Source organism: Streptomyces sp. 2114.4, assembly GCF_900187385.1.
Taxonomy (GTDB): domain Bacteria; phylum Actinomycetota; class Actinomycetes; order Streptomycetales; family Streptomycetaceae; genus Streptomyces; species Streptomyces mooreae.
In genome coordinates this window covers 993493-1017779 of the sequence record NZ_FYEY01000001.1, presented here as the reverse complement: position 1 = coordinate 1017779, position 24287 = coordinate 993493, and the positions used below count along the sequence as shown (strand labels likewise).

The window sequence follows — 24287 nt, the reverse complement described above, 5'->3', positions numbered from 1 at the left end:
CAAGTTCTACTGTGCCCCTCGATCCGGCAGCCGACGGGCCGTCAGCATCCCGCGCCACTCGGACCGGACGACAAGGGACCGGACGATCTGGAGGGGCCGTGCACCTCGAATACACCCCCGAGCAACAGCAGTTGCGCGCCGAGCTGCGCACCTACTTCGCCGAGCTGGTGCCGGACGGTGCCCTCGCCGGCCCCCACGGTTCCGAGGCCGGCGCAGGCGGCGCCGCCGACCGGAAGCGTTTCTACCGTGAGACCGTACGGCGGCTGGGCGCGGACGGCTGGCTGGGCGTCGGCTGGCCCCAGGAGTTCGGCGGGCGCGGCTTGTCCCCGACGGAACAGTTCATCTTCTTCGACGAGGCGGCCCAGGCGGGAGTGCCGCTGCCGCTGATGGCGCTGAACACCGTCGGCCCGACGATCATGCAGTTCGGCACCGACGAACAGAAGGCCTACTTCCTGCCCCGAATCCTCTCCGGCGAGATCGACTTCGCCATCGGCTACAGCGAACCGGACGCCGGCACCGACCTGGCCGCCCTCAAGACCCGCGCCGTCCGCGAGGGCGACGAGAAGAGCGGCCACTACCTCGTCAACGGGCAGAAGATCTGGACGACCAACGGCGACACCGCGGACTGGGTATGGCTCGCCGTGCGTACCGATCCCCAAGCCCCGCCCCACAAGGGCATCACCATGCTCCTCGTCCCCACCAGCGACCCCGGCTACTCCTGCACCCTGATCAACACCCTCGCCTCGCACGACACCACTGCCAGCTACTACGAGAACATCACCGTCCCGGCCTCCCGCCGCGTCGGCCAGGAGAACAAGGGCTGGCGGATCATCACCAACCAGCTCAACCACGAGCGGGTCACCCTCGCCGCCCACGGGACCATGGCCATCCGCGCCCTGCACGACGTCCAGCGCTGGGCCGCCGCCACCAAGCTCACCGACGGCCGCCGGGTCATCGACCTGGGCTGGGTACGCGGACGGCTGGCCCGCACCCACACCAGACTCGACGCCATGAAGCTGCTGAACTGGCAGATGGTCGACGCCCTCCAGCAGGGCACCCTCACCCCCCAGGACGCCTCCGCCGTCAAGGTCTACGGCTCCGAGGCCCGCCGGGACGCCTACGCCTGGCTGATGGAGGTCGTCGGCTCCGCGGGCCCCCTCAAAGAGGGCTCGGCGGGCGCCGTACTCCACGGCGAACTGGAACGCGGCTACCGCTCCGCCGTCATCTTCACCTTCGGCGGCGGCAACAACGAGATCCAGCGCGAGATCATCTCGTGGATCGGCCTGGGGATGCCCCGCGTACGGCGCTGAGCGGGTGTGGCGCCGGCCTACCGCCCGAAGCGGCGCCGTTCACGGAAAGCCGTTCCGAGCACGGATGTGTCGCAGGCGTGGCGACCGCTTGGCTGTGTCAAGGTAACGATCACTCCGCTGATCTGGGGTTTTTGCGCTGGTTGGCATGGAAGCGCGCTTTCTTCTCACGATTCCCGCACGTGTTCATGTCACACCATTTGCGGGTGCGGCTCCGGCTGGTGTCGAAGAAGGCGGCTTGGCAGGTTGGTGAGGCGCACAAGGCCAATTTTCCGTCTCGTTCGCCTGCGATGATGCTGATCGCGTCGGCGGCGATCACGCTGAGGGCATCCTCCACGCGGGCAGCCGGGCTGAGCCGCCATTGCCGCGTGCCGTCGGGCGTCAGGACCGCTGCGGCCCGACCCTGAGCGCTGCGGTCGTTGATGACGTGGACAGCGGACGCAGGGAGAGCGTCCTGGATCGCGGCCGCTGTCGCGGCGGCGTGAATCGACTCCCGCAGTTCCCGGGCGAGGTCGAGCTGGGCAGTGGTGCAGGAGTCCACCGCGAGGCCGTACACCGCCAGCCAGTCGACGAGTCGCTGCGGCGTGGGAATGCGCTCCACGGCTTCGCCATAACGCTCCGACAGAGTTCCCGTGAAGCTGGTCGCCAGCACCTTGCCGAGGCGGAAGTCAGGGAACGCGGCACGCATGGAACCACCTTAGCTGGTTGCGGCGTGGTTCGGAGAGCTGCTAGAACCGCCTTAGCCGGTTCGCGAACGGTCGTAGCCGGTTCCACGACGGCCAGGAGGCCTCATGCCCCGTCTGACCAGCGACGTGCAAGCATTTGAAGCCCACGCAACGGACGCTGACCTCGACGATCTGCGCGCGCGGCTGGCCGCGGCGCGACTACCGGAGGCCGAGACGGTCCATCGCGCCGCGCCCGGCCCTCGCCGATGGGAACAGGGCGTTCCTCTCGCCGACCTCGTCGATGTCGTGAACTATTGGCGCACCGGGTACGACTGGCGGTCGTTCGAAGATCGCCTCAACCGGATCGGCCAGTTCCGCACGACCATTGATGATCTGGGAATCCACTTCCTGCACCGCCGGTCCGCGCGCGCGGATGCCACTCCTCTGATCCTGACGCACGGCTGGCCGGACAGCATTGCCCGGTTCATCGATGTAGTGGACGAGCTGGCAGCTCCGAAAGATGCGGACGCGCCGGCGTTCCATGTCGTGGTCCCGTCGCTGCCAGGCTTCGGTTACAGCGACAAGCCGGCCACCACCGGGTGGGGAACCGAAAAGATCGCGGCCGCATGGGTGGAACTGATGGGGCGGCTCGGCTACAGCAAGTTCGCAGCCCACGGGGGCGACTGGGGAGGCAATATCACCACGGTTCTCGGCGGCAGGTTCCCGGCGCACGTGCTCGGCATCCACACCACGTTCGCGGAGGGACCGCCCGGTCTGACGACGGACGGGCTGACGGCGGTCGAGCGCAAGTGGAGCGAGGAGACCCGCGACTTCTGGCGCCACCGCGCGGCGTACGCGAAGCAGCAGGCGACCCGGCCGCAGACCATCGGCTACTCGCTCGTCGACTCGCCGGTCGGGCTTCTTGCCTGGATCCTCGACAAGTTCGCCGAGTGGTCGGACACCGAGGACAGCCCGTTCGAGACGATTTCCCGAGACCGCATTCTTGACGACGTCACCCTGTATTGGCTGACGCGGACCGGCGCATCGGCGGCCCGCATTTACTACGAGAGCCACAACTCGCTGGACCCCGGACTTCGGGTCGACGTCCCGTCAGCGATCACTATGTACCCCCGCGACGCCGAGAAGTGTCCGCGCCCCTGGGCACAGGAGCGCTACCGACAGATCGTCCGGTGGAGGGAGCCCGAAAGCGGGGGACATTTCCCGTCGCTGGAGGTGCCCGAGTATTTCGTCAAGGACCTGCGAGAAGGCCTCGCGGCAGTGCTGGCCGCTCATCGGTGAACGCGGCTGGGCGCCGACTCGATCACCGCCTGCTCCGGCTCAAGGCGTTTCCCGACGGCTTCCGGACCGAGTGCAGGGGTGTGCCCCCGTCGCCCGGCACCTCGACGACCGGCACGGGGCGCTCGGCCCCCGTGCGCCCCGGTGGCCGGACCGGGCCTGCCGTACCGGGCCCGCCGAGCGCATGATGCACGGGAACCACGGCGCGACCCACAATGGAGACACGCCGACGGCAGTGCGGTCCGGCAGCGGGAGGTGTAGCACGTGGCAGGCGACCCGGGGCTTTTCGGGCCCCGTTCCGTGACCTGGCAGATGCACAGCGATCCGATGATGTGGATCGCGGGCGTCCGTGCGCTGTACCTCCAGGCGCTGCACCCTCGCGCGGTGCGCGGGGTCCTCCAGAACTCGGACTTCAGAAGTGACGCCTGGGGCCGGCTGATGCGGACCGCGCAGTTCGTCGGCACCCTCACCTACGACACCGCCGAGGCCGCCGAACAGGCCGGCGCCACGGTCCGTGGTATCCACCGCCGGCTGTCCGCCACCGATCCCGCCACCGGTGAGCGCTACGGCGTCGACGAGCCGGAGCTGCTGCTGTGGGTGCACTGCGCGGCGGTGGATTCCTACCTGCACGTCCTGCGCCGCTCCGGCTACCCCCTCGGCGACGCCCATGCCGACGCCTACCTCCACGAGCAGCGCGAAAGCGCCCGGCTCGTCGGCCTCGACCCGGCCGGTGTGCCCGGCAGCCGGGCCGCGCTCGCCGCCTACTTCGCCCGCGTGCGGACCGAGTTGGCGCGGACCCCCGAAGCCGGCGAGGTGGACGCGTTTCTGTGCAGGCCGCCGACCCCGGCCCCGCTCGTACCGGCCCGTGCCCTGCTCTGGCAGCGGGTGGCGCAGCTCGCCTACGGCGCACTCCCGGCGTATGCCCAGGAGCTCTACGGGCGCCCCGCACCCCCGCCCGCAACCGTCACCCGGCGGCTGCGCGCCACCGGGCGCCTCCTTCGCGCCATTCCGCCCGGCGTCCGCTGGCAGCTCCCGCCCCGGCACATCCTGCGCGCCGTCGCACGACTCGGCCCCGGCGCCCGCCCAGCGCCCTACAAGCTCCGTCTTTCCGCCGCCATACTGGACGGGCAGCAGGACACGCAGGGGGAACTGCGCGGCTGACCACGGGGGACGGGGGCGGCGACATGGGTGCGGACGAGAGACTGATCCAACGGCGGTACCGACTGCTCGACACCATCGGGCGCGGCGGCATGGGGGAGGTGTGGCGGGCCCGCGACGAGTCGCTGGGCCGGCAGGTCGCGGTCAAATGCCTCAAGCCCACGGGGCCGCGGCACGAACCCTCGTTCCTGCAGGTACTGCGCGAACGTTTCCGCCGTGAGGCCCGGGTCGCTGCCGCGCTGCAGCACCGCGGCATCACCGTCGTCCATGACTTCGGCGAGGACGAGGGCACCCTCTTCATCGTCATGGAGCTGCTGAGCGGCCGTAACCTCAGCCAGTTGCTGGACGACAACCGCCGCCAGCCGCTGCCCGTAGCGGACCTCGTCGAGATCGCCGAGCAGGTCACCGCCGCGCTCGCCTACACCCACGAAGAAGCCGTCGTGCACCGCGATCTGAAACCGGCGAACATCGTCCGGACCGCCGACGGCACGGTCAAGATCTGCGACTTCGGCATCGCCCGGCTCGGCCACGACATCGGCTTCACCGCCCGCCTCACCGGCACCGGCATCGCCATGGGCAGTCCGCACTACATGTCGCCCGAACAGATCGGCGCCCACGGCGTCGACCACCGCAGCGATCTCTACTCCCTCGGCTGTGTGCTGTACGAGATCGCCACCGGCGTGCCGCCCTTCGACCTGGGGGATGCCTGGGCGGTGCTCGTCGGACACCGTGACCAGGCGCCGAAACCGCCCCGTACGCTGCGCCCCGACCTTCCCGAGGCTTACGAGCGCATCATCCTCGAACTCCTCGCCAAGGACCCCGACGACCGGCCCAGGGACGCCGATGAGCTGGGCAAACGCCTCGCCGACGCCCGCCGTCCGCACTCCGGCCGGGGCGCCGCAGCCGGCTCCGACGACGCGACGGTTCCCGCCGGCCGGCTGCCCTCCTGGACCCGTGGCATCACCCTTGGCTCCTTGGCGGCCCCCGCCCGGCGGCCGCACGGGCGCCCGGCGGACCGGTCCGCCACCGGCCTGACCGACACCTGGACCGGCGGAGGGAGGGATACGCAGTGCGGTGAGGCGTCCCCGGCCGCCGGCATCGCCAGCCCGGCACCGCCGGACGACCGCCGCGCCACCCTCGCCGCGCTGGCCGGACGGCACACCGCCGCGCTGAACCTCGGCCGGCTGGGCCGCTGGGAGGAGGCGGGCGAGGCACACCGTGCGCTCGCCGCGGAACGCGAGCGGCTGCTCGGCCCCGACCACCCCGACACGCTCACCAGCCGGCTGGAGGCCGGTCATGCCCTGAGCCGCCTGGGCCGGAGCTTCGAGGCGCACCAGATCTACACCGAGGTGCTGACGGGCCGTGAACGCGCGCTGGGCCCCGACCACCCCGACTCGCTGAGCTGCCGCCACCATGTCGCGCTGAACCTCGGGCGGCTGGGGCGGCTGGAGGACTGCCGCGCCATGGCCCGGGAGGTGGCCGAGGCCCGTGCCCGGGTGCTCGGCGCGGACCACCCCGACACCCTCGCCACCCGCTGCGAACTCGCCCATGTCCTGGGCAGGCTGGGCCAGTGGACGGAGGCGCTGCACACCCACCGGGACATCGCGGCGGCGCGCACCGCCTCGCTCGGCCCCGACCACCCCGACACCCTCGCCGCCCGCTACGAGGTCGGCATCGGCCTCGGCCGGCTCGGCCGCGGCGGCGAAGCCCTGGCGCTCTACCGGGACCTGACCGCCGCCCGTACCCGTGCCCACGGCGCGGACGATCCGGAGACGTTGCGCGCCCGGCACGGCCTGGGCGTCAGCCTCGGACGGCAGAACCGCTGGCAGGAGGCGCTGGTGGAGGGGCGGGCGGTCGCTGCGGCACGTGCCCGAGTGCTCGGCCCCGACCACCCCGACACCCTGGTCAGCCGCCGGGAGACCGCCGTGGCGCTCGGCTGGCTCGGCCGCTGGGACGAGGCGCTGGACCTCTACCGCGAGGTCGCGGACGCCCGCGAGCGGGTCCTGGGCGCCGGTCACCTCGATGCGCTGGCCAGCTACGGCGACTTGGCCCAGTGCCTGGAGCAACTGGGCCGTACGGACGAGGCGGCCGCCCTCCACCGCCGGGTCGCGGCGCTGCGCCGGGAGCGTGCCGCGCGCCGGCGGTAGGGGCCGGACCGCGGGCCCCGGGGGACGTCCCAGGGGAGGGTGTCAGTCCGGCGTGACCCGGTAGAGCACCGTGCCGTGGGGCGGCACCTCGCGTCCCACGATCGTGCCACCGCTGTGCGCACGGCGGCCGCTGACCAGATCGTGCAGCTGGTAGGAGCCCGCCTCCGGCAATCCGGCCGTCTCGGCCGTGACCGACAGGGTGCGCGGCGCGTCGCCGGAGTTGAACAGGGCGACCGCCCAGTCACCGTTCTTCAGCGGCTTGGCCAGTACCGCCGAGCCGGCGTCCTCCTGCACCACGGTCCCCTGGGCGCCGAGCGCGTCCTGGTCGACGGCGATGACCTTCTTGTTCCCGAGCACCTTGCGTGCCGCCGGGGACAGACGGCTCAGATCCGTGCTGGAGATCAGGGGAGCGGCCATCATCGCCCACAGCGACATCTGGCTCTGCATCTCCTGCTGCGCCAGGCCCGTGTCACCGGCCAGCAGGAAGTCCGGGTCGTTCCAGCGGCCGGGACGCTGGAGGCCGGCCAGCCGCGCGTTGTAGCGGAAGTTGTAGAGGATGGAGGACCACTTCACGGCCGGTGCGTGCTTCTCCAGCGCGATGTCCCGCCCGCCCCGCCACAGATTGCCGAGCGCGGCCGACCAGCCGATGACCTTGTGCCAGACGCTGTCACCGTCGTACTGGAAGTAGGCCGGCGCCGACACCGAGAAGGTGATCGGGCGGCCGGTGGCCCGCAGCGCACGGCTCATCTGGCCGTACAGGTCCCGGTAGGTCTCCTCCTTGGTGTGCCCCGGGGCGACGGGCACATTGCAGCCGTCCGCCTTGACGTAGTCGACCTTCCAGCGGGCGAACAGCTCCGCATCCTCCCGGAAATGGCCGAGACTGCCCGGATATTTCTCACAAGTCAGGGTGCCGACGTCCTCATAGATCCCGAACTTCAGTCCCAGCTCGTGCAGCTTCCGCCCGAGGTAGGCCATGCCGTGCGGGAACTTCGTCCGGTCCGCCGTCAGTTCGCCCTCGGGGCCGCGCTGTTTGCTCATCCAGCAGTCGTCGACGGTGACGGTGCGGTAGCCGCGCCCGGCCAGCCCCGAACGGACCAGCGCCCGCGCATTGTCGAGGATCACCTTCTCGCTGATGTCGCACATGTAGTACGACCAGTCGTTCCAGCCCATCGGGGGTCTCGGCGCCAGGTTCGGGTACCTCTCCGCGAGATGCCGGGCGCCGGACGCACGGGCCGGGCCGGGGGCCGCGGAGGCGGGAGCGGGGGCCGCGAGCAGCCCGGCCGAACAGGCGGCGACGGCGGTCAGTCCGGCGAAGGTGCGGCCGAGGCGGGGTACCGGCGAGTGGGACACGGGTCACCTCACGGGTGGGCGGGACGGTCTGACGGGAGCGCGGCCGGAGTGGTGGCGGGGCGGAGCACGGCCGGACGCTAGGAGCAGCCCCCTGCCCGGTCAAGAAGCCGCACCGCCCCGGGTGAAGGTTTCAGCCGCCTGCACCTGGCGACCGCGATCACCGCGTGCTACCAAGGGGCATGCCGGAACGGACTTCGTATGACGCGGTCATCGTCGGCGGCGGGCACAACGGACTGGTGGCCGCCGCCTATCTCGCACGCGCCGGGCGCAGCGTGCTGGTGCTGGAGCGGCTGGACCACACCGGTGGTGCCGCCGTGTCGAGCCGGGCGTTCGCCGGGGTCGACGCCCGGCTGTCCCGTTACTCCTACCTCGTCAGCCTGTTGCCGCCGAAGATCGTGCGGGACCTCGGTCTGCGCTTCGCGGTCCGCAAACGCACCGTCTCCTCCTATACCCCCACCGTGCGCGACGGCCGGCCCACCGGTCTCCTGGTCGGCGGCGGCGAGGCCCGGACCCGTACCGCCTTCGCCGAACTCACCGGCTCCGACCGGGAGTTCACCGCATGGCAGGGCTTCTACGGCACCACGGCCCGGCTGGCCGAGCGGGTCTTCCCCACCCTGACCGAGCCCCTGCCCACCCGCGCCGCCCTACGCGCCACGGTCGACGACGACGCCACCTGGCACGCCCTGTTCGAACGCCCCCTGGGGGAGGTGGTCGAGGAGACCTTCACCGACGACCTGGTCCGCGGCGTGGTCCTCACCGACGCCCTCATCGGCACCTTCGCCACCGCCCATGACCCGTCGCTGCGTCAGAACCGCTGTTTCCTCTACCACGTCATCGGCGGCGGCACCGGCGACTGGGATGTCCCCATCGGTGGAATGGGCGCGCTCACCGACGCACTGGCCGACGCCGCCCGGCGGGCCGGCGCGGAGATCGTCACCGACTGCGCGGTGACCGGTATCGCGACGGACGGGCGCAGTGCGGAGGTGACCTGCGAGCAGGGCACCCTCGGCGCCCGCCGGGTCCTCGTCAACGCCGCCCCGCGCGAGCTGGCCCGCCTGCTGGGCGAGGCCCCGCCGCCACCCGCCGAGGGCGCCCAGCTCAAGGTGAATATGCTGCTCACCCGGCTGCCACGGCTGCGCGACACCGGGGTGGACCCACGGGAGGCCTTCTCCGGCACCTTCCACATCGCCGAGGGCTACGGCCAGTTGGAGAGCGCCTACCAGCAGGCCGCGTCCGGCACCCTGCCCGCCTCCCCGCCCTCCGAGATCTACTGCCACTCCCTCACCGACCCCTCGATCCTCGGTGCCGACCTGGTCCGGCAGGGCTACCAGACCCTCACCCTGTTCGGCCTGCACGCCCCCGCGCGTCTCTTCACCGCCGATACCGCCGATACCGCCGATACCGCCGACCACGCAGCCACCCGCGACCGCCTCCTGGCGGCCACCCTCGCCGAGCTGGACCGCCATCTCGCCGAACCGCTCGCCGACTGCCTGGCACACGACGCCGACGGCCGCCCCTGCATCGAGGCCCGGTCGCCCCTCGACCTGGACCGTGAACTGGGCCTGCCGGGCGGCAACATCTTCCACCGCGACCTGGCCTTCCCCTACGCGGACCCCTCGGACGAAGCGCTCGGTGACGCCCGGTCCGCCCCGGCCCGCTGGGGCGTGGCGACCACCCACCCCAACGTCCTCCTGTGCGGGGCGGGCGCCGTACGCGGCGGGGGCGTGAGCGGCATTCCGGGACACAATGCGGCGATGGCGGTGCTGGAGGAGGGGTGACGGGGGTGCCCGGCGGGCGACGGGGCGAGTGCCGCCCCTCCGGCGCCCCCCCCGGGCAAGTTTCTGACGCTGCATCAGAAACTCTCTTCCCTCGTACGGCCCGCTGCGGCATCCTTCGCCCATGCAGACGGAGCTGAGCAACACGCTGGGAGTCGAGCACGCCGTCTTCGGGTTCACCCCCTTCCCCGCGGTCGCCGCGGCGATCACCCGGGCCGGCGGGCTCGGGGTGCTCGGCGCGGTCCGCTACACCGCCCCGGACGAGCTGGCCCGCGACCTGGACTGGATGCAGGACCACACCGGAGGGCTGCCGTACGGGCTCGATGTGGTGATGCCCGCCAAGAAGGTGGAAGGCGTCACCGAGGCCGAGGTCGAGGCGATGATCCCGCAGGAGCACCGCCGCTTCGTCACCGCACTTCTCGACAAACACCAGGTGCCGCAGCTCGCGGAAGGCGAGGCGTCCGGCTGGCGGATCACCGGGTGGATGGAACAGGTCGCCCGCACCCAGCTCGATGTGGCCTTCGACTACCCGGTCAAGCTGCTGGCCAACGCCCTCGGCTCACCCCCGCCCGACATCGTCCGGCGCGCCCACGACCACGGCATCCTCGTCGCCGCGCTGGCCGGCAGCCCGCGCCACGCCCGGCACCACAAGGCCGCCGGCATCGACATCGTCGTCGCCCAGGGGTACGAGGCGGGCGGCCACACCGGCGAGATCGCCACCATGGTGCTGACCCCGGAGGTGGTGGCGGCCGTCGACCCGCTGCCGGTGCTCGCCGCGGGCGGTATCGGCACCGGTGAGCAGATCGCCGCCGGGCTCGCCCTCGGTGCCCAGGGCGTCTGGCTGGGCTCGCTCTGGCTGACCTGCGAGGAGGCGGAGCTGCACTCCCGGCGGCTGACCGCGAAACTGCTCGCCGCCGGGCCGGGCGACACCGTCCGCTCCCGCGCCCTGACCGGCAAACCCGCTCGCCAGCTGCGCACCGAATGGACCGACGCCTGGGACGAGCCGAGCGGCCCCGGCCCCCTCCCGATGCCGCTGCAGGGGCTGCTGGTCGCCGAGGCCAACTCCCGTATCCAGCGCTACGAGGTCGAGCCCCTGCTCGGCACCCCGGTCGGCCAGATCGTCGGCCGGATGAACAGCGAACGCAGCGTGCAGGCCGTCTTCGACGACCTCACCCGCGGCTTCGAACGGGCCATCGACCGCATCAACCGCATCGCCGGACGCGCCTGATCCCGAGGAGGACAGCGGAATGACCCACGACTCCCCACCGCCCAACGGCTTCTGGGCGCAGGCCACCGCCGACCCGGACCGTACGGTCCTGATCGCCCCCGACGGCGAGGAGTGGACCGCCGGCCGGCTGCATGCCGCGAGCAACCAACTCGTCCACGGGCTGCGTGCGGCGGGCCTGCGGCGCGGTGACGCCTTCGCCGTGGTCCTCCCCAACGGCGTCGAGTTCTTCACCGCCTACCTCGCCGCGTCCCAGGCCGGTTTCTATCTCGTCCCCGTCAACCACCATCTGGTCGGTCCGGAGATCGCCTGGATCGTCGCCGACTCCGGGGCGAAGGTGCTGATCGCCCACGAGCGGTTCGCCGGGGCGGCCCGGCAGGCGGCGGACGAGGCGAAGCTGCCCGCGTCCCACCGCTACGCCGTCGGTGCGGCCGACGGCTTCCGGCCCTACGCCCAACTCCTCGACGGGCAGCCGGAGTCCGCGCCCGGCGACCGCACGCTGGGCTGGGTCATGAACTACACCTCGGGCACCACCGGACGCCCGCGCGGCATCCGTCGCGCGCTGCCCGGCACCGAGCCCGAGGCCGCCCACCTCGGCGGGTTTCTCGCCATCTTCGGCATCACGCCCTTCGACGACCACGTCCATCTGGTCTGCTCGCCGCTCTACCACACCGCCGTCCTGCAGTTCGCCGGTGCCTCGCTGCACATCGGCCACCGCCTCGTCCTGATGGACAAGTGGACGCCGCAGGACATGCTGGCCCTGATCGAGGCGCACCGCTGCACCCACACGCATATGGTGCCCACTCAGTTCCACCGGCTGCTCGCGCTGCCGGAGGAGACCCGCGCGGCTTACGACGTGAGCTCGATGCGGCACGCCCTGCACGGCGCCGCGCCCTGCCCCGACCACGTCAAACGCGCCATGATCGACTGGTGGGGCGACTGCGTCGAGGAGTACTACGCGGCCAGCGAGGGCGGCGGCGCCTTCGCGACCGCCGAGGACTGGCTCAAGAAGCCCGGTACGGTCGGCAAGGCCTGGCCGATCAGCGAGCTGGCCGTCTTTGACGACGACGGAAACCGGCTGCCCCCGGGCGAACTCGGCACCGTCTACATGAAGATGAGCACCGGCGGCTTCCAGTACCACAAGGACGAGGGGAAGACGAAGAAGAACCGGATCGGAGACTTCTTCACCGTCGGGGACCTCGGGTACCTGGACGAGGACGGATTCCTCTTCCTCCGCGACCGCAAGATCGACATGATCATCTCGGGAGGGGTGAACATCTACCCCGCCGAGATCGAATCCGTCCTGCTCGCCCACCCCGCGGTCGCCGACGCGGCCGCCTTCGGCATCCCCCACGACGACTGGGGCGAGGAGGTCAAGGCCGTCATCGAGCCCGCCGACGGCCACCTGCCGGGGCCCGATCTGGCCGCCGACATCATGGCCCACTGCGCACGGCGACTGGCAGCCTACAAACGCCCCAAGTCGGTCGACTTCCTCGCCGCCATGCCACGCGACCCCAACGGCAAGCTGTACAAGCGCCGACTGCGCGCCCCGTACTGGGAGGGGCGGGAGCGCTCCGTGTAGCCGACGGCGTCCGGCCAGGGCTCCGGGCTCCGGTCGGGTGGCTTGACCGGTGGTGAGGGGCGGTCGAGGATCGCGCCATGACGCAAGCGCGGAGCAATACGGTCGACGGGGTCCTGCGGCGCAGCGCCCGTCGGGTGCCCGGACGGACTGCGGTGCGGTACGCGGACCGGGTGTGGACCTATCGCGAGCTGGACGACGCGGTGACCGGCGCGGCCCGGGTGCTGCGGGCGGACGGCCTGCGGCCCGGCGACCGGGTCGCCTCCTACGGGCACAACTCGGATGCGTACCTGATCGGGTTTCTGGCCTGTGCTCGCGCCGGGCTGGTGCATGTGCCGGTCAACCACGCCTTCACCGGCGAGGATCTGCGTTATGTCCTGGAGCAGTCGGGCAGTGCGCTGGTGTTCACCGACGCCGCGCTCGCGCCTCGGCTGCCGGATTCCGTACGCACCATGGCGCTGTACGGGACGCCGGACGGCCTGCTGGAGCGGCTTGCGTCCCGCGCCGAGCCGGACGCGGATGCCGGCGAGCGGGACGCGGACGCCGCCGAGCGGGTGGCCGAGGCGGCCGAGGTGTCCGACGAGGATCTGGTCCAGCTCCTCTACACCTCGGGGACCACCGCCCTGCCCAAGGGCGCGATGATGACGCACCGTGCCCTGGTGCACGAGTACACCAGCGCCGTCGTCGCTCTCGACCTGAAGGAGACGGACCGGCCGCTGCACTCGCTCCCGCTCTACCACTCCGCGCAGCTGCACGTCTTCCTGCTGCCCTATCTGGCGGTCGGTGCGGAGAACACCATCCTGGACGGGCCCGACCCGGGACGGATCTTCGACCTGGTGGAAAGGGGGCTGGCCGACAGCCTGTTCGCGCCGCCGACCGTGTGGATCGCGCTGTCGAACCACCCCGACTTCGCCACCCGCGAGCTGAGCGGGCTGCGCAAGGCCTACTACGGTGCCTCGATCATGCCGGTGCCGGTACTGGAACGGCTCCGCGCCCGGCTGCCCGGGCTCGCCTTCTACAACTGCTTCGGGCAGAGCGAGATCGGGCCGCTGGCCACCGTGCTCGGCCCCGGCGAACACGAGGGCCGGATGGACTCCTGCGGGCGCCCGGTGCTGTTCGTCGAGGCGCGGGTGGTGGACGAGGAGGGCCGGGAGGTGCCGGACGGCACCCGGGGCGAGGTCGTCTACCGCTCCCCGCAACTGTGCACCGGCTACTGGGACAAGCCGGAGGAGACCGCGGAGGCGTTCCGGGACGGCTGGTTCCACTCCGGGGATCTCGCCGTGCGCGACGCGGAGGGCTATTTCACGGTGGTCGACCGGGTCAAGGACGTCATCAACTCCGGTGGCGTACTGGTCGCCTCGCGCCAGGTCGAGGACGTCCTCTACGAGCATCCGCAGGTGGCCGAGGTCGCGGTCATCGGGCTGCCGGACGAGCGCTGGATCGAGGCGGTGACCGCGGTGGTCGTGCTCCGTACGGACGGGCCGCGAGGCACGGGCGGTGCAGCCGCTACGGGCGGTGCCGGGGGCGAGCCGGGCGGCGCGGGCGTGGGGGAGCAGGAGCTGATCGCGATGGCCCGCGCCCGCCTTGCGCCGTTCAAGGCACCCAAACGGGTGATGTTCGTGGACGCACTGCCGCGCAACGCCAGCGGCAAGGTCCTCAAGCGGGAGCTCCGCGCACGGTTCGGCGCGCCCTGAACCGGGACGGCCGGGCGCGTGGAAGGGCGGTTGTCAGTGCCCCCTGCCATCCTGAGAAACGGCGGGAAACGGCCCCGAACGCCACGATCCGTGCGACGGAAGCGCGCCGTTGACCGACCGAGACCGACGGAGGTCAACGGAGATGCGACGGAGCTCAACGGAGGACCCTTCATGCTGACGACCCACTACGTCCCGGGCACACCCAATTGGCTCGACCTCGGGGCCCCCGATATCGACGACGCCGTCTCCTTCTACGGCGCCGTGTTCGGCTGGCGCTTCCAGTCGGCCGGCCCGGACGCCGGCGGCTACGGCTTCTTCCAGCTCGACGGCAAGACGGTCGGTGCCGTCGGCCCGCTGATGGACGAGGGCGCGCGCTCCGCCTGGACGGTGTACTTCCACACCCCGGACGCGGACGCCACGCTCAAGTCGGTGGAGCAGGCCGGCGGCTCGGTGCGCGTCCCGCCGATGGACGTCTTCACCGCGGGCAGGCTGGCCGCCTTCACCGACCCGACGGGGGGCGAGTTCGCCGTATGGCAGCCGGGCGACGTCCAGGGCTTGGAGATGGTCATGGAGCCGAACTCCCTGTGCTGGACGGAGCTGTACACCACGGATGCGGCCGCCGCGAAGGACTTCTACCGCTCGGTCTTCTCCTGGAGCCACCAGGACATGCCGATGGGCGGTGACCTCGTCTACTCCGTCGTCTCCGCGCCGGGCGGCGGCAAGGACGACGACACCGGGCACGGCGGCATCATGCAGCTGCAGAAGGAGCATCTGCAGGCCGGTTCGAGCTCGGAGTGGCACCCGTATTTCGGCGTGACCGACTGCGACGCCACCTTCGCCGCGGCCACCGAGCTCGGCGCCACGGTCCTGATCCCGCCCACCGACGCCCCGGGCGTCGGCCGACTGGCCATGGTCAAGGACCCGGCGGGGGCCCCGTTCGCCCTCATCAAGGGGGACCCGACGCTGGGTTGAGCACCCTGGGCTGCTGAGCAGCCCGGTCCCAGGGGCCGCGTCCTGGGCCGCGCAACCCATCCGGGGGCCTCCGCGCCTCCGTAGGGCCTCTCAGCCCTGGTCCCTCGGGGAGAGATGCCCCTAGGGAGACACCCGCAGGGACAAGCGCGCCGGGACAGCGCGCAGGGGCGCACCTCCACCTCCAGGGAGCGCCCCCGCTAAGGGGTCTCCGCAGCCTTGTCACGCGGCCGGGCGTCCACGATGCGCTTGATCTTGCCGACCGAGCGCTCCAGGGTCTCCGGGTCGACGATCTCGACCGCGACCGATACCCCGATGCCGTCCTTGACGCCCCGTGCGATCAGCCCGGCGGCGGCGGTGCGCGCCTCGGGGGCCGCGTCCGGCCGGGCCTCGGCGCGTACGGTCAGCTGGTCCATCCGGCCCTCCCGGGTCAGCCTCAGCTGGAAGTGCGGGGCGACCCCGGGTGTCCGCAGTACGATCTCCTCGACCTGCGCGGGGAAGAGATTGACGCCGCGCAGGATGATCATGTCGTCGCTGCGCCCGGTGATCTTCTCCATCCGGCGGAAGGCGGCGCGTGCGGTACCGGGCAGCAGCCGGGTCAGATCACGGGTGCGATAGCGGATGACCGGCATCGCCTCCTTGGTGAGCGAGGTGAAGACCAGCTCGCCGTGCGCACCGTCCGGCAGCACCTCGCCGGTGATCGGATCGACCACCTCCGGGTAGAAGTGGTCCTCCCAGATGTGGAGTCCGTCCTTGGTCTCCACACACTCCTGGGCGACACCGGGGCCCATCACCTCCGACAGGCCGTATATGTCCACGGCGTCGATCGCGAACCGTTCCTCGATCTCGCGGCGCATCTCCTGCGTCCAGGGCTCGGCGCCGAAGACGCCCACCTCGAGCGAGGTCGTACGGGGATCGATGCCCTGCCGCTCGAACTCGTCCAGCAGCGTGAGCATGTAGGACGGCGTGACCATGATGATCTCGGGCCGGAGATCCTGGATGATCTGCACCTGGCGGCTGGTCATCCCACCGGACGCCGGTACGACCGTGCAGCCGAGCCGCTCCGCGCCGTAGTGGGCACCCAGACCGCCGGTGAACAGTCCGTACCCGTAGGCGATATGGACGGTGTGACCGGGCCGTCCGCCGGCCGCATGGAGGGAGCGGGCCACGACGTCCGCCCACTGCGCCAGATCGCGCTCGGTGTAGCCGACGACCGTCGGGCGGCCCGTGGTGCCGCTGGAGGCGTGAATACGGCGTACCTTCTCCTTCGGGACGGCGAACATCCCGAAGGGGTACTGGGCGCGCAGATCATCCTTGACGGTGAACGGGAAGCGGGCGAGATCACCGAGCGAGCGGCAGTCCCGCGGATGCACCCCGGCCCGGTCGAAGGACTCCCGGTAGAACGGGACGTGGTCATAGGCGTGCTGCAACGAGGCGCGCAGCCGGGTCAGTTGCAGGCTGTGCAGCGCGTCCGCCGAAAGCCGCTCCGCCTCGTCGAACGTCTCACTGCCCGTGGCCGCTTCCGGCATGGAGTCCACCGCCTCGTTTCCCTACCGATCATTCGGTAGCCATCTGTTGATCCAAGTAATCAGCGCGCGGCGAACACGTCAAGGGGCGTGACGCCGACGCCGCCCGGGTAGCGTCCAGCGCATGAGTGACGTCCGGAAAGTGCAGGTCGGTGAGGTCCAGCTGGCATACCGGGTGTGGGGGGAGGAGGACGCGCCCCCGGCCGTGCTGCTGCACTGCCTCGGGGAGGACGGCGAGGACTGGCGCGGTGTGGTCGGCCGGCTCGCCGGCACCCACCGTGTCTACGCCCCTGACCAGCGGGGTCACGGCCGCAGCGACTGGCCCGGTGCGTACGGCTTCGAAAGGTGGCGGGACGATGCGATCGGCTTCCTGGAAGCGCTCGGACTGGAGCGGGTGGCCCTGATCGGGCACTCGCTGGGCGCGGTGGCCGCACTGCTGCTGGCCGCGGACCGGCCCGAGCTCGTGGCCCGGCTGGTCCTGGAGGAAGTACCTGTGCCGCTCCCCGCCGAGCCGCCGCAGGAGGTGCCGGAGCAGCCGGCCGGCCCGCAGCCGTTCGACTGGCACGCCAAGGCCGCGGTGGTGGCGGAGCGCAATGCGCCCGATCCCGCGTGGTGGGACGCGCCGGCGAAGGTCACCGCACCGACCCTGGTCATCGGCGGCGGCGAGTCCAGCCATATCCCGCAGGACCACCTCGCCGACCTGGTCGAGCGGATCCCCGATGCCCGCCTGGTGACGGTGGAGGGCGCCGGCCATCTCGTCCACGAGGAACGCCCGGGAGAATTCCTCGCCGCGGTCACCTCGTTCCTGGCGCCGTAGCCGTGGCCGTAGCCGTGGTGGCCGTGGCCGTAGCGGTGGCCAGCCGCCGGGCTGCCGGCCCGGGGAGCCCCCGCCGGCCCGGTTCTCCGGGCCCCGGCCCCATGCCGTCCGTCCATTGACCTCCCCGGGGATTCCCGGGGTTCGAGAAAGGCCGCCGACCGTGCACCCGACCCCCTCGCTACGGAGCGCCCTGGCCGTCGGCGCGGCCGCGGCCGTCCTGCTCACCGCAACCGGCAGGGTCGCCGCGGCCCCGGCCTCGGCGCCTGCCGTAGCCGTAGCCGCACGGCCTGCCGCGCCCGTACCACCTTCTTCCGCTGCCGCACCCCACGCCGCATCCGCACCACCTGCCGCCACCGCCCACTCCCCGTACGGCCAACTCCGGCCGCTCGCCGAGCTGTCCGCCGAGCGGCTGGCCACCGGCGATTCGGTGGCCGCGGCGAAGTGGGGCACCGGCAGCCCGATCGACGATCCGGCGCGTGAGCAGGAGGTGCTGGACACGGTGGCGGACCAGGCCCGGCGGCTGGGCGCCGACCCGGCCGCCACGGTGCGGGTCTTCCGGGATCAGATCGAGGCCAACAAGGTCGTGCAGCGCGGGCTGTACCGCCGGTGGGACGCGGACCCGGCGCAGGCCCCCACCCAGCGGCCCGACCTCCAGGAGGTCCGCAAGGAGATCAACCGCATCAATGGCGCGCTGGTACGGGCCCTGGCCGGTTCCCCGCGCGCCCGTTCGGCGCCGTACTGCGCTCCGCTGCTGACCGCGGCCGCCGTGCGGGTACACCGGCAGCGACGCCTGGACACGCTGCACGCGACGGCCCTGGCCCGCTCGCTGCGCTCGGTCTGCACCGGTGCCTGACCGACGGCGGCCCGCCCGGCCCGGCCCGCCACAAGGCCACCCGGCTCACCCCGTCCCTCCGCCCGCCGCCACCGCCCGCGCCCAGCGGTAGTCCGCCTTGCCGCTGGGCGAGCGCTGGATGTGGTCGGTGAAGACGGCGGCACGCGGGATCTTGTACCCCGCCAGCCGGGTCCGGCAGTGGCGCTGCAGCCCTTCCAGGTCCAACGGCGCCGCGCCGGCGCGCAGTTGCACCACGGCCGCGACGCGGCTGCCCCACCGTTCGTCCGGTACGCCCGCCACCAGGGCGTCGTAGATGTCCGGATGTGCCTTCAGCGCCTGCTCGACCTCTTCCGGATAGACCTTCTCGCCACCGGAGTTGATGCACTGCGAGCCCCGGCCGAGGACGGTGACGATGCCCGCCTCGTCCACGGTCGCCATATCGCCCAGCAGCACCCAGCGGTCGCCGTGCGCCTCGAAGAAGGTCTCGGCGGTCTTCTTGGGGTCGTTGTAGTAGCCCAGCGGGACATGCCCGCGCAGCGCGATACGGCCGACCTCACCGGCCGGCACCGGCTCATGGGTCGCCAGGTCCACCACCGCCGTACGGGAGTTGACGTGCAGCCGGAAGCCCTTGCCGGGGCCCGAGTCGTCAGTGGCGGTGCCGTTGAAGCCGGACTCGGACGAGCCGAAGTTGTTGAGCAGCATGACCTGCGGGAGCAGCGCCGCGAACTGGGCGCGTACGGTCTCGGAGAGGATCGCGCCGGAGCTGCTGACGCTGAACAGCGAGGAGCAGTCGGTGCCCTTGAGCGGCCCGGCGAGGGCGTCGACGAGCGGACGCAGCATCGCGTCGCCGACCAGCGAGACGCTGGTGACCCGCTCCCGCTCGATGGTCCGCAGCACCTCCTCGGGGACGTATTTGCGGTGGATGACGACCTTCTGGCCGAAGTGGAAGGCGATGAACGCGGTGAGGGTGGAGGTGCCGTGCATCAGCGGGGGAGCGGGGAAGAAGACGATGCCGTCACCGCCGGCCGCGACCCGCTCGGCCAGCTCCTGCGGCCGCGTCACCGGCTCGCCGGTCGGTGCCCCGCCCCCCATTCCGGCGAAGAAGAGGTCCTCGTGGCGCCACATCACGCCCTTGGGCATGCCGGTGGTGCCGCCGGTGTAGATCACGATCTGGTCGTCGGCCGAGCGCGGCCCGAAGCCGCGCGCGGGGGAGCCGGCGGCCTCGGCGTCCGCGAGCGCGACGGGCGCGAGGGGCGGCTCGGGGGCACCGGCGGGCGGGGTGCCGACCCGTACGAGGTGCCGCAGCCCGGGCGCCTGCGCGAGGGCGGCGGCCACCCGCGCGGTGAACTCCGCGTCGAAGACCAGCGCCACCAGGTCGGCGTCCCGGTAGAGATAGACCAGCTCCTCCTCGACGTAGCGGTAGTTGACGTTCACCGGGACGGCGCGGATCTTCAGGCAGGCGTAGACGGCCTGGAGGTATTCGATGCCGTTGTAGAGGTGCAGTCCGACGTGCTGACCGGGGCGGACGCCGTGGTCGGCGAGGTGGTGGGCCAGGCGGTTGGCGGCGCGGTCCAGCTCGGCGTAGGTCAGCCGCCGTTCGCTGCCGGTCCCCGGATGGTCGACGTACACCAGCGCCTCGCGGTCGGGGACCGTGTCGACGATCGACTCGAAGAGGTCGGCAAGGTTGTACTCCACGTCTCCTCCAGACCGGGCGGGCGTCGGCTTGGCGGTCATTAGAGCGCCGCCGGAAGGAGCAGGGAAGGGCCGTGGCGAAGAAATCTGACTACCTGTCAGGAAGGTCTTGAAGTCGGTGTGCCGCTCCTGCAACCTGTTCTCCGTCGTGAGACGGGAGGACGGAACATGGGTGGTACGGAACATCTGTCGGTGGAGCGCGTCGGCGCGACACTGGTGCTCACCCTCAACCGGCCGGAGGCGAAGAACGCGCTCTCGCTGCCGATGCTGGTGGGCCTGTACGACGGCTGGATCTCCGCCGACGAGGACGACACGATCCGCTCCGTCATCCTCACCGGCGCCGGCGGCACCTTCTGTGCCGGCATGGACCTCAAGGCCCTCGCGGGCGACGGCATGGCCGGCGAGCAGTACCGCGACCGGCTGCGCGCCGACCCCGACCTGCACTGGAAGGCGATGCTGCGGCACCACCGCCCCCGCAAACCCGTGATCGCCGCCGTCGAGGGACACTGCGTCGCGGGCGGGACGGAGATCCTGCAGGGCACCGACATCCGCGTCGCCGGCGAGAGCGCCACCTTCGGGCTCTACGAGGTCCGGCACGGGCTGTTCCCCATCGGCGGCTCCACCGTCCGTCTCGCCCGCCAGATCCCCCGCACGCACGCCCTGGAAATGCTGCTCACCGGCCGGCCCTACCCCGCGCGCGAGGCCGAGCGCATCGGCCTGATCGGTCATGTCGTGCCCGAGGGGACCGCGCTGGAGGCGGCCCTGGAGATCGCGGAACGGGTCAACGGCTGCGGACCGCTCGCCGTCGAAGCCGTCAAGGCGTCCGTCTACGAGACCGCCGAGATGACCGAGACCGACGGGCTGGCGGCCGAACTCGCCCGCGGCTGGCCGGTTTTCGACACCGCCGACGCCAAAGAAGGCTCCCGGGCCTTCGCCGAGAAGCGCCCGCCCGTCTACCGGCGCGCCTGACCCAAGGAGCCCCGCATGCCAGAGGTCCTCACGGCGCCCCTCGTCGTGGAATTCCCCTTCACCCGCTCCCTCGGGCCCGTCCAGAGCGCCTTCCTCACCGGGCTGCGAGAGCGCACCGTCCTCGGCGTCACGGCGAGCGACGGCCGGGTGGTCGTCCCACCCGTCGAATACGACCCGGTCACCGCGGAGGAGATCCGCGACCTGGTCGAGGTCGGCACCAGCGGCACCATCACCACCTGGGCCTGGAACCCGTTCCCCCGCCGCGGTCAGCCCCTCACCACCCCCTTCGCCTGGGTCCTGGTCCGGCTCGACGGCGCCGACACCGCCCTGCTGCACGTCCTGGACGCGCCCGGCCCCGAGGCCGTACGCACCGGCATGCGGGTCCGGGTCCGCTGGGCCGCGGAGCGCACCGGCGCGATCACCGACATCGCGTGCTTCGAGCCGGACGACGGCGCCGCCGAGAACGGCCTGCCGGCACCGGACGGCAGCGCCGAAGGGGCCGGCCGGCCGGCACCGCACCACGGGGAGTTCACGGACCCCGTCACCGGGATCGTCACCCCCGCCCGGCTCGACTACACCTATGCGCCCGGCCGCGCCCAGTCCCGCTACCTCCAGGCGCTTGCGGAGCACCGGATCGTGGGCGAGCGCTGCCCCTCCTGCCGCAAGGTCTACGTCCCGCCCCGCGGGGCCTGTCCCACCTGCGGCGTCGCCACCGACACCCAGGTCGAGGCCGGCCCCCGCGGCACCGTCACCACCTTCTGCATCGTCAACATCAAGGCCAAGAACCTCGACATCGAGGTCCCCTACGTCTACGCCCATATCGCTCTGGACGGCGCCGACCTGGCCCTGCATGCCCGGATCGGCGGCATCCCCTACGACCGGGTCCGCATGGGGCTGCGCGTCGAACCCGTCTGGACCGAGGACAGCCGCTTTCCCGACCACTACCGCCCCAGCGGCGAACCCGATGCCGACTACGACAGCTACAAGGAGCTGATCTGATGCGCGACGTCGCCATCGTCGCCTTCGGGCAGAGCGATCACGTCCGCGACAGCGCGGAGACCTCCGAGGTCGAGATGCTGATGCCGGTGCTGCACGACGTACTGGAGCAGACCGGCCTGGCCGCCCGGGACATCGACTTCACCTGCTCCGGCTCGTCCGACTACCTCGCCGGCCGGGCCTTCTCCTTCACCATGGCCCTGGACGGCGTCGGTGCCTGGCCGCCGATCTCCGAATCCCATGTCGAGATGGACGGCGCCTGGGCGCTGTACGAGGCCTGGGTGAAGCTCCTCACCGGCGAGGCGGAGACCGCACTCGTCTACTCCTACGGCAAGTCCTCGCCGGGCAGCGTCCGCGACGTCCTCACCCGCCAGCTCGACCCGTACTACGTCGCCCCGCTGTGGCCCGACTCCGTCGCGCTCGCCGCCCTCCAGGCGCAGGCCCTGATCGACGCGGAGCTGACCGACGAGCGGGAACTGGCCGGCATCGCCGCCCGCCGCCGCGCCGCCGCCGGGTCCAACCCGCACGCCCAGCTGCGCGGCGAGGTGCCCATGGGCGAACCGCTCGTCGCCCCCCTGCGCACCGGCGACTGCCCGCCGATCGGTGACGGCGCGGCCGCCGTCGTCCTCGCCGCCGGTGACACCGCCCGCCGGCTGACCGACCGCCCCGCCTGGATCCGCGGCCTCGACCACCGCATCGAGGCACACAGCCTGGGCGTCCGCGACCTCACCGACTCACCGTCCACCCGGCTCGCCGCCGAGCGCGCCGGCGCCTTCGAGGTCCCCCATGGCCTCAAAGGCAGGGGAGGTGCCCCCATGGTGGACACCGCCGAGCTGCACGCCCCCTTCACCTCCCAGGAGGTGGTGCTGCGCCGCGCCCTGAAACTCGACGCGCCGGACAGCACGGTGTGCATCAACCCGTCCGGCGGCGCGCTCGCCGCCAACCCCGTCATGGCCGCGGGCCTGATCCGCCTCGGCGAGGCCGCCGCCCGCATCCAGCGGGGCGCCTGTGACCGCGCCCTCGCCCACGCCACCTCGGGCCCGTGCCTGCAGCACAACCTGGTCGCCGTCCTGGAAGGTGAGCGATGAGCAAGGAGCCCGTGGCCGTCGTCGGCATCGGACAGACCACACACGTCGCCGCGCGCCGCGACGTCTCGCTCGCCGGACTCGTCCGTGAGGCGGCCCGACGCGCCCTGGACGACGCCCAGTTGGCCTGGGCGGACATCGACGCCGTGGTGATCGGCAAGGCCCCCGACTTCTTCGAGGGGGTGATGATGCCCGAGCTGTACCTCGCCGATGCCCTGGGCGCCGTCGGCAAACCGATGCTGCGGGTGCACACCGCCGGCTCGGTCGGCGGCTCCACCGCCCTGGTCGCCGCGAACCTCGTCGCCGCCCGGGTCCACCGCACCGTCCTCACCGTCGCCTTCGAGAAGCAGTCCGAGTCCAACGCCATGTGGGGCCTGTCCCTGCCCATCCCCTTCCAGCAGCCCCTGCTGGCCGGCGCCGGCGGCTTCTTCGCCCCGCACGTCCGCGCCTACATGCGGCGCACCGGCGCCCCGGACACCGTCGGCTCCCTCGTCGCCTACAAGGACCGCCGCAACGCCCTCAAGAACCCCTACGCCCACCTCCACGAACACGACATCACCCTGGAAAAGGTCCGGGCCGCGCCGATGCTCTGGGACCCGATCCGCTACTCCGAGACCTGCCCGTCCTCCGATGGCGCGTGCGCGATGATCCTCACCGACCGCACCGGAGCCGCCCGCGCACCGCACCCGGCGGCCTGGGTGCACGGCGGGGCCATGCGCAGCGAACCCACCCTCTTCGCCGGCAAGGACTTCGTCTCCCCGCAGGCCGGCAAGGACTGCGCCGCCGACGTCTACCGGCAGGCCGGCATCACCGACCCGCGCCGGCAGATCGACGCGGTGGAGATGTACGTCCCCTTCAGCTGGTACGAGCCGATGTGGCTGGAGAACCTGGGCTTCGCCGAGGAGGGGGAGGGCTGGAAGCTCACCGAGTCGGGCGTCACCGAGCTGGACGGCGACCTCCCCGTCAACCCGTCCGGCGGAGTGCTCTCCACCAACCCGATCGGCGCCTCCGGCATGATCCGCTTCGCGGAGGCCGCCCTCCAGGTACGCGGGCAGGCCGGCGCCCATCAAGTCGACGGCGCACAGCGGGCGTTGGGACATGCGTACGGCGGCGGCTCCCAGTTCTTCTCGATGTGGCTGGTGGGCGCCGACGCACCGGCCACCTGACACCCGCCGGGGGCGGGCGCGCCGACCCGGCGCGCCCCC

The 24287-nt window shown here is 72.0% G+C and carries 19 protein-coding genes; 15 read left to right on the top strand and 4 right to left on the bottom strand.

Annotated elements, in window-relative coordinates; translation table 11 throughout:
* Positions 1-98 precede the first annotated feature (98 nt).
* Positions 99-1310, top strand: coding sequence for an acyl-CoA dehydrogenase family protein (locus tag CFW40_RS04310; RefSeq protein ID WP_088796533.1), 1212 nt, complete (start codon positions 99-101; stop codon positions 1308-1310).
* A 109-nt stretch (positions 1311-1419) separates the two neighbouring features.
* On the opposite strand, the gene CFW40_RS04305 is transcribed toward CFW40_RS04310, so the two are convergent.
* Complete coding sequence (locus tag CFW40_RS04305; protein WP_088796532.1) at positions 1420-1995, bottom strand: ABATE domain-containing protein; 576 nt, start codon at positions 1993-1995, stop codon at positions 1420-1422.
* A 103-nt stretch (positions 1996-2098) separates the two neighbouring features.
* Between CFW40_RS04305 and CFW40_RS04300 the strand changes: the two genes are divergently transcribed.
* The 3 genes from CFW40_RS04300 (at position 2099) to CFW40_RS04290 (ending at position 6573) form a co-directional block, all read left to right on the top strand.
* On the top strand, positions 2099-3271 hold the full coding sequence (locus tag CFW40_RS04300; protein WP_088796531.1) for an epoxide hydrolase family protein: 1173 nt from the start codon (positions 2099-2101) through the stop codon (positions 3269-3271).
* A gap of 309 nt (positions 3272-3580) precedes the next feature.
* Positions 3581-4429, top strand: a complete 849-nt coding sequence (locus CFW40_RS04295; RefSeq protein WP_088801900.1) for an oxygenase MpaB family protein — start codon at positions 3581-3583, stop codon at positions 4427-4429.
* Positions 4430-4452: 23 nt separating this feature from the next.
* Positions 4453-6573, top strand: coding sequence for a serine/threonine-protein kinase (locus CFW40_RS04290; RefSeq protein ID WP_088796530.1), 2121 nt, complete (start codon positions 4453-4455; stop codon positions 6571-6573).
* A 42-nt stretch (positions 6574-6615) separates the two neighbouring features.
* Here CFW40_RS04290 and CFW40_RS04285 read toward each other — a convergent pair whose 3' ends face one another.
* Positions 6616-7923 carry a glycoside hydrolase family 27 protein gene (locus CFW40_RS04285; protein ID WP_088796529.1) on the bottom strand — a complete coding sequence of 436 codons (1308 nt, stop codon included), beginning with the start codon at positions 7921-7923 and terminating at the stop codon, positions 6616-6618.
* Positions 7924-8102: 179 nt separating this feature from the next.
* On the opposite strand from CFW40_RS04285, the gene CFW40_RS04280 reads away from it, so the two are divergent.
* The 5 genes from CFW40_RS04280 (at position 8103) to CFW40_RS04260 (ending at position 15168) form a co-directional block, all read left to right on the top strand.
* A complete protein-coding gene (locus CFW40_RS04280) occupies positions 8103-9701 on the top strand; it encodes an NAD(P)/FAD-dependent oxidoreductase (RefSeq protein WP_088796528.1) in 1599 nt (532 codons plus the stop codon).
* Between the two features lie 121 nt (positions 9702-9822).
* The gene (locus CFW40_RS04275) at positions 9823-10926 is read left to right on the top strand and encodes a nitronate monooxygenase family protein (RefSeq protein ID WP_088796527.1); all 1104 of its coding nucleotides are present in this window, start codon (positions 9823-9825) and stop codon (positions 10924-10926) included.
* A 19-nt stretch (positions 10927-10945) separates the two neighbouring features.
* A complete protein-coding gene (locus CFW40_RS04270; RefSeq protein ID WP_088796526.1) occupies positions 10946-12505 on the top strand; it encodes an acyl-CoA synthetase in 1560 nt (519 codons plus the stop codon).
* Positions 12506-12582: 77 nt separating this feature from the next.
* Positions 12583-14196: an acyl-CoA synthetase gene (locus tag CFW40_RS04265; protein ID WP_088796525.1), complete on the top strand. Its 1614-nt coding sequence runs from the start codon at positions 12583-12585 to the stop codon at positions 14194-14196.
* 171 nt (positions 14197-14367) lie between these two features.
* Entirely contained in the window at positions 14368-15168 is an 801-nt protein-coding gene (locus tag CFW40_RS04260; protein WP_088796524.1) for a VOC family protein, read from the top strand.
* Between the two features lie 197 nt (positions 15169-15365).
* On the opposite strand, the gene paaK is transcribed toward CFW40_RS04260, so the two are convergent.
* Positions 15366-16694 carry a phenylacetate--CoA ligase PaaK gene (paaK, locus tag CFW40_RS04255; RefSeq protein WP_088801899.1) on the bottom strand — a complete coding sequence of 443 codons (1329 nt, stop codon included), beginning with the start codon at positions 16692-16694 and terminating at the stop codon, positions 15366-15368.
* A gap of 121 nt (positions 16695-16815) precedes the next feature.
* Between paaK and CFW40_RS04250 the strand changes: the two genes are divergently transcribed.
* Entirely contained in the window at positions 16816-17508 is a 693-nt protein-coding gene (locus tag CFW40_RS04250; RefSeq protein WP_088796523.1) for an alpha/beta fold hydrolase, read from the top strand.
* A gap of 160 nt (positions 17509-17668) precedes the next feature.
* Complete coding sequence (locus tag CFW40_RS04245; protein WP_088796522.1) at positions 17669-18361, top strand: chorismate mutase; 693 nt, start codon at positions 17669-17671, stop codon at positions 18359-18361.
* Between the two features lie 45 nt (positions 18362-18406).
* On the opposite strand, the gene CFW40_RS04240 is transcribed toward CFW40_RS04245, so the two are convergent.
* Positions 18407-20035, bottom strand: a complete 1629-nt coding sequence (locus CFW40_RS04240; protein ID WP_088796521.1) for an acyl-CoA synthetase — start codon at positions 20033-20035, stop codon at positions 18407-18409.
* A gap of 165 nt (positions 20036-20200) precedes the next feature.
* Here CFW40_RS04240 and CFW40_RS04235 point away from each other — a divergent pair, with 165 nt between their 5' ends.
* From CFW40_RS04235 to CFW40_RS04220, 4 genes are read left to right on the top strand one after another with little or no spacing between them, the layout of a single operon-like run.
* Entirely contained in the window at positions 20201-21001 is an 801-nt protein-coding gene (locus CFW40_RS04235; RefSeq protein ID WP_088796520.1) for a crotonase/enoyl-CoA hydratase family protein, read from the top strand.
* A 15-nt stretch (positions 21002-21016) separates the two neighbouring features.
* Positions 21017-22000 (top strand): Zn-ribbon domain-containing OB-fold protein, encoded by a 984-nt coding sequence (locus tag CFW40_RS04230; protein WP_088796519.1) that lies wholly within the window; start codon positions 21017-21019, stop codon positions 21998-22000.
* On the top strand, positions 22000-23085 hold the full coding sequence (locus tag CFW40_RS04225; RefSeq protein WP_088796518.1) for a thiolase domain-containing protein: 1086 nt from the start codon (positions 22000-22002) through the stop codon (positions 23083-23085). The genes CFW40_RS04230 and CFW40_RS04225 overlap by 1 nt, the downstream gene beginning before the upstream one ends.
* Positions 23082-24248, top strand: coding sequence for a thiolase domain-containing protein (locus CFW40_RS04220; protein WP_088796517.1), 1167 nt, complete (start codon positions 23082-23084; stop codon positions 24246-24248). The genes CFW40_RS04225 and CFW40_RS04220 overlap by 4 nt, the downstream gene beginning before the upstream one ends.
* The last annotated feature ends 39 nt before the right edge of the window (positions 24249-24287 follow it).